This window comes from Streptomyces mesophilus, assembly GCF_011044995.1.
Taxonomy (GTDB): domain Bacteria; phylum Actinomycetota; class Actinomycetes; order Streptomycetales; family Streptomycetaceae; genus Streptomyces; species Streptomyces mesophilus.
The window spans coordinates 1-5,759 of the sequence record NZ_JAAKZW010000351.1; the positions used below are offsets into that span (position 1 = coordinate 1).

General features: G+C 73.4%; 5 protein-coding genes. All 5 read left to right on the forward strand.

Annotated elements, in window-relative coordinates:
* The first annotated feature begins 171 nt into the window (after nt 1–171).
* The gene (locus G6045_RS38805; protein ID WP_165336951.1) at nt 172–1,233 is read left to right on the forward strand and encodes a DUF6457 domain-containing protein; all 1,062 of its coding nucleotides are present in this window, start codon (nt 172–174) and stop codon (nt 1,231–1,233) included.
* Nucleotides 1,230–2,768, forward strand: a complete 1,539-nt coding sequence (locus G6045_RS38810) for a molybdopterin molybdotransferase MoeA (RefSeq protein WP_165336952.1) — start codon at nt 1,230–1,232, stop codon at nt 2,766–2,768. The genes G6045_RS38805 and G6045_RS38810 overlap by 4 nt, the downstream gene beginning before the upstream one ends.
* Entirely contained in the window at nt 2,756–3,862 is a 1,107-nt protein-coding gene (locus tag G6045_RS38815) for a potassium channel family protein (RefSeq protein ID WP_235968583.1), read from the forward strand. Before G6045_RS38810 ends, G6045_RS38815 begins: the two co-directional genes overlap by 13 nt.
* Before the next feature lie 115 nt (nt 3,863–3,977).
* Entirely contained in the window at nt 3,978–4,961 is a 984-nt protein-coding gene (locus G6045_RS38820; RefSeq protein ID WP_165336953.1) for an NAD(P)H-quinone oxidoreductase, read from the forward strand.
* Nucleotides 4,962–5,099: 138 nt separating this feature from the next.
* Entirely contained in the window at nt 5,100–5,750 is a 651-nt protein-coding gene (locus G6045_RS38825; RefSeq protein ID WP_165336954.1) for a hypothetical protein, read from the forward strand.
* Nucleotides 5,751–5,759: the final 9 nt, after the last annotated feature.

Genomic DNA, 5,759 nt, shown 5'->3' on the forward strand with positions numbered 1-5,759 from the left:
GGTCTGGGCTTTTTGGTGCGGGTATCCCGGGGTTTCCGGGGGCTCCTATTCGTCGCCCCCGGCGCCCCCGGCGCCCCCGGCAGCAGCGGGGCCGGGTTGTGACCTAATTCCCGCCGCACCCAGGCCCTCCGCAGGGGTAGCAAAGATCCAACGCGCGGCCATACTCGTCGGGTGACCACGTATGACGCCGTAGTGCTCGCCGGAGGTGCGGCCAAGCGCCTCGGGGGAGTCGACAAGCCCGCCGTGCAGGTGGGCGGGCGTGCGCTGCTCGACCGGGTGCTCACCGCCTGCGCCGCGGCGGGCACCACGGTCGTCGTCGCGCCTCCGCGGCCCACGCTCCGGCCCGTGGTGTGGGCGCGCGAGGAGCCGGCGGGCGGAGGTCCGCTTGCCGCGCTGGCGGCGGGAGTTGAGGCGCTGGAGCACGCCGGGGCGCTGGACCGCACAGGGGAGTTGGGCCACCCAGGGGACCTGGACCGCACAGGGGACCCGGACCACGCAGAGGACCCGGACCACGCAGGGCACCCGGACCGCACAGCGGACACGGGCCGCACAGCGGACACGGACCGCACAGCGGAAGACCGGCCTGTCCTCGTCCTCTCCTCGGACCTCCCCTTCCTCGCCGAGCCCGCCGTGGACCTCCTCATCGGCGCACTCCACGCGGCCGAAACGGCGGCCGAGGCCCTGCTCGACGGCGCCCTCTTCACCGACCCCAGCGGCCGCGACCAGCCCCTCGTCGCCGTCTACCGCCGCAGTGCGCTGCGTCACGGTCTCGATCGTCTGCGCGCCGAACACGGCTCTTTCACCGGGCTGCCCCTCAGACTGCTCACCACCGGACTCGCGCTCACCCGGGTGACCGAGCCGGAAGGCTCCCGTGCCGCGTTCGACTGCGACACCTGGGAGGACATCGCCGCGGCCCGGGCACGGATCAGGGAGCATGAACGCGTGCTGGATGAATGGATCACCGCAGTCAAGGACGAACTGGGTCTCGACCTGGACGTCGACACCGCCCTGCTCCTCGACCTCGCGCGCGACGCCGCGCACGGTGTGGCGAGGCCCGCGGCGCCGTTGACGACCTTCCTGGTCGGCTATGCGGCGGCGCGAGCGGGCGGCGGCCCCCAGGCCGTCGCCGAGGCGACGCAGAAGGCCGTCGCCCTCGCCGCCCGCTGGGCCGACGAGGACCGGCCCGACAGCAAGCCGGCCGACCGGACCGACGCCACGCCGGACGCGGAGTGACCGGGCACCCCGCGCCCGGACCGGGCCGCCGTACGCCGGACACCGCACCGCCCCGGCGCTTCTCCGCGCAGACCGGATACGCCCCGGCCGGCGCCGTCGACGACGGCGACCCGGAGGTCGACGAGGCCCTCGCGCTCGTCAACGAGGCGTCCGGCAAGACGGGTTCGGGCCCCGACCCGATCCCCGGTGGCCGGACACCCGAGCCGGCAGGTCAGGCGGGCCGGGCAGCACAGCCGGCTCCGTCGACGCCGGGTACGCACGGTGGTCCCGCACGGCCGGGACACGGCGGTCCCGCACAGCCGGGGCACAAGGAGAAGCACCACCACCCCCGGGCCACGCCCTGGCCCGAGGCCCGCGCCCGAGCCGCCCAGGCAGCCCGACGGGCGCCCCGCCGCGACGCCGGCCCCGTCCCTCTCGACGAGGCACTCGGCCGGATCCTCGCCACCCCGCTCACCGCCCTCACCGACCTGCCCTCCTTCGACACCTCCGCCATGGACGGCTGGGCGGTCGCGGGCCCCGGCCCCTGGGACGTCCGCGAGGAGGCGATCCTCGCCGGTCACGCCCGCCCCCGCCCGCTCGCCGACGGTGAGGCGGTACGGATCGCCACCGGCGCCCGCGTACCGCAGGAGGCCACCGCCGTACTGCGCAGCGAGCACGGGATCACCGACGACAAGGGCGGACTGCATCCGCAGCGCGAGGTCGTGCACGGCCAGGACATCCGGCCGCGCGGCCAGGAGTGCCGCAGCGGTGACCAGTTGCTGCCCGCCGGATCCCTGGTCACCCCGGCCGTGCTCGGACTCGCCGCCGCGGCGGGCTACGACGAACTGGTGGCCGTCGCCCGGCCCCGGGCCGAAGTGCTGATCCTGGGCGACGAGTTGCTCACCGAGGGACTCCCCCAGGAAGGCCTCATCCGCGACGCGCTCGGCCCGATGCTCCCGCCCTGGCTGCGCAGCCTCGGCGCCGAGGTCATCGCGGTCCGCCGCCTCGGCGACGACGCACAGGCCGTACTCAAGGCCGTCAAGGAGTCCCCCGCCGACCTCGTCGTGACCACCGGCGGCACCGCCTCGGGCCCGGTCGACCACGTCCACCCCACGCTGAAGCGCCTCGGCGCCGAGCTCCTGGTGGACGGCGTCCAGGTGCGCCCCGGCCACCCCATGCTGCTGGCCCGACTCCCCGGCGGCCGCCACCTCGTGGGCCTGCCCGGCAACCCGCTCGCCGCAGTCTCCGGACTGCTCACCCTCGCCGAGCCCCTGCTGCGCAAGCTCTCCGGGCACCCGGCGGTCGAGCCGTATCACGCACCCACCAGGGACGAGATCCACGGCCACCCGTACGACACCCGGCTCGTCCCCGTCGTCCTGCGCGGCGACGAAGCCGTACCGCTGCACTACAACGGGCCCGCCATGCTGCGCGGGATCGCTGCCTCCGACGGACTCGCGGTGGTACCGCCGGGCGGTGCGAAGCCCGGCCAGGAGCTGGAGATTCTCGATCTGCCCTGGGCGCTCTCGGCGCCTTTGCCGGGAGGCTGTTTCACGTGAAACAACACGGCAGCGATGTGATGGCGCGCAATGCCGACGAGCGCCTCACCAACGGCCGGATCCATCTGCCCAAGCGGGTCGTCGAACGCCCGCTGCGGCAGGTCGCCAAGCGCGTCACGATGGCGCTGTCCATCCTTGTCGCGACCGCTCTGCTCGTCTGGTTCGACCATGACGGCTACAACGACAACGTCGACGGCGAAGTCGATCTGCTCGACGCCTTCTACTACGCGACCGTCACCCTCTCGACCACCGGCTACGGCGATATCGCCCCCGCCAGTGACATGGCACGGCTCGTCAACATCCTCGTCATCACACCCCTGCGTGTGCTCTTCCTGATCATCCTGGTCGGCACCACTCTCGAGGTCCTCACGGAACGCACCCGGGAGGAGTGGCGGCTGAACCGCTGGAGGTCTGCCTTGCGTGACCACACCGTCGTCGTCGGCTTCGGCACCAAGGGCCGCTCGGCGATCCAGACCCTGTGCGCCACAGGTCTGAAGAAGATGCAGATCGTGGTCGTCGACCCCAGCAACAAGGTGATCGAGGCCGCCACCGCCGAGGGCTTCGTCGGTGTCGCCGGTGACGCCACCCGCAGCGACGTGCTGCTCCGCGCCGAACTGCAGAAGGCACGCCAGGTCGTCATCGCCACCCAGCGCGACGACACGGCCGTCCTGGTGGCGCTCACCGCCCGCCAGCTGAACCGCACGGCGAAGATCGTCGCGGCGGTACGCGAGGAGGAGAACGCGCCGCTGCTGAGGCAGTCCGGCGCCGACGCCGTCATCACCAGCGCCAGCGCCGCCGGCCGCCTTCTCGGCCTCTCGGTGCTCAGCCCCAGCGCGGGCACGGTCATGGAGGACCTCATCCAGCAGGGCTCGGGGCTCGATCTGGTCGAGCGGCCGGTGATAAAGGCCGAGGTCGGCAAGAGCGTGCGGGAGACCGAGGATCTGGTGGTCAGCGTGCTGCGCGGCCACAGACTTCTCGCCTACGACGACCCGTCGGCGTCTCCGCTGCAGCTGACGGACCGCCTGATCACCATCATCCGGGCCACACCGTCCGCCCCGCAGCCCCCGGACACCCGGCCGCTGCCACAGCAGTAGACGGCGGGGCTCAGCAGTAACCGGCCCGGGCCTGGCAGTAACCGGCCCGGGCCCGGCAGTGACGGCCCGGGCCTGGCTCAACCGCCGTACGTGCGGGGCGAGTAGCCTCGCCCGCATGTATGCGATCACGATCCCCGAACCCGGCGGACCCGAGGCGCTCCAGTGGGCCGAGGTCCCCGATCCCGTACCCGGTGAGGGCGAAGTCCTCGTCGAGGTGGCCGCGAGCGCGGTCAACCGTGCCGATCTGCTGCAGCGGCAGGGCTTCTACAACCCGCCGCCCGGGTCGTCCCCGTATCCGGGCCTCGAATGTTCCGGGCGGATCAGCGCCCTCGGCCCCGGCGTGAACGGCTGGTCCGTGGGCGACGAGGTCTGCGCGCTGCTCGCGGGCGGCGGATACGCCGAGCAAGTGGCCGTGCCGGCCGGGCAGTTGCTGCCGGTCCCGGACGGCGTCGGACTGGTTGAGGCGGCCGCGCTGCCGGAGGTCGTCTGCACCGTCTGGTCCAACGTGTTCATGGTGGCCCATCTGCGCCCCGGCGAGACGCTCCTCGTCCACGGTGGCGCGAGCGGGATCGGCACCATGGCGATCCAGCTGGCCAAGGCCATCGGCGCCAAGGTCGCGGTGACCGCCGGCGGCAAGGAAAAGCTGGAGCGCTGCGCCGAGCTCGGCGCCGACATCCTCATCGACTACCGCGAGCAGGACTTCGTCGAGGAGCTGCGCCGGGCGACGGACGGCGCGGGCGCGGACGTGATTCTCGACATCATGGGCGCCAAATATCTGGACCGGAACATCAAGGCGCTGGCCGTGAACGGGCGGCTCGCCATCATCGGTCTGCAGGGCGGCGTCAAGGGAGAGCTCAACCTCAGCGCGCTCCTGAGCAAGCGCGCCGCGATCACCGCGACTTCGCTGCGGGCGCGCCCGCTGGGCGAGAAGGCGGCGATCGTCGCGGCCGTACGCGAGCACGTCTGGCCGCTGATCGGCGCGGGCCGCGTCCGGCCGGTGATCGACCGGACGCTGCCGGCGAGCGAGGCGGCAGCGGCGCACCGGGTGCTCGAGGAGAGCGGGCACGTGGGGAAGGTGCTGCTCACGCTCACGCGATAGCGGGGCGTGTCCCCGTGTGCGACATGACAGCCACCCGTTCCGGGTAGCCAGGAATCAGCCGGGATGCCGGATTTGTCACCCCATGTGACGCTGGCATCACCGGCTTCTTGGCGACTCGGACGGGGAGGGGTCGACCTCATGGCTCCACGGATCGGAGCGTTGGCGCTCTTCCTGCTGCTGACGTGGGTGCCGGTTTCTCCGGTGTACGCGCAGCAGGCGGCGCCTCAGGAACAGTCCGCCACGCCCGAGCCTGATCCCTCCCGTGCGGGCAGTCGCGCCGGCGAGGGGCGTGAGCGGCCCGGGCGCCTCGAGCCGGAGCCCACGCCCAGCGCTCCGGCCCTGCCGGACCCGTCCGCCTCGGCGTCGGCGACGCCCGGCGGCCCCACGCCGAGCGTCTCGGAGGGCCCGGCGGATTCGCCCTCCGCGGTCGGCACCCCGACGGACTCCCCCGCGGCCGGTGAGAGCTCCCCGCCCGCTTCTCCCCCTTCGCCCTCCGCGTCCGAGGCGGCGGACTCCGAGGTGGCGACCTCCCGAGTCCCCACTCCCGCCGGTGAGCCGACGCCCACGCCCCCTCGTACCGGCGCGGTCCCTCAGCACCACTCCGCCGGGCATGCGCCCCGCGACGCCGCGGCTCGCGATGTGGTGGCGGATCCGGATCCGGATGCGCCTGCGCAGGCGGCGTCCGGGCCTCGCGCGGATCCGGCGCTGCATGTGCTGCCGGTGGGGACGGGGCTGGTGCTCATCGGTCTGGGGCTCGCGTTTCTGGCTCTGCGGCTGCGGCGGGGCTGAGCGGCGGTT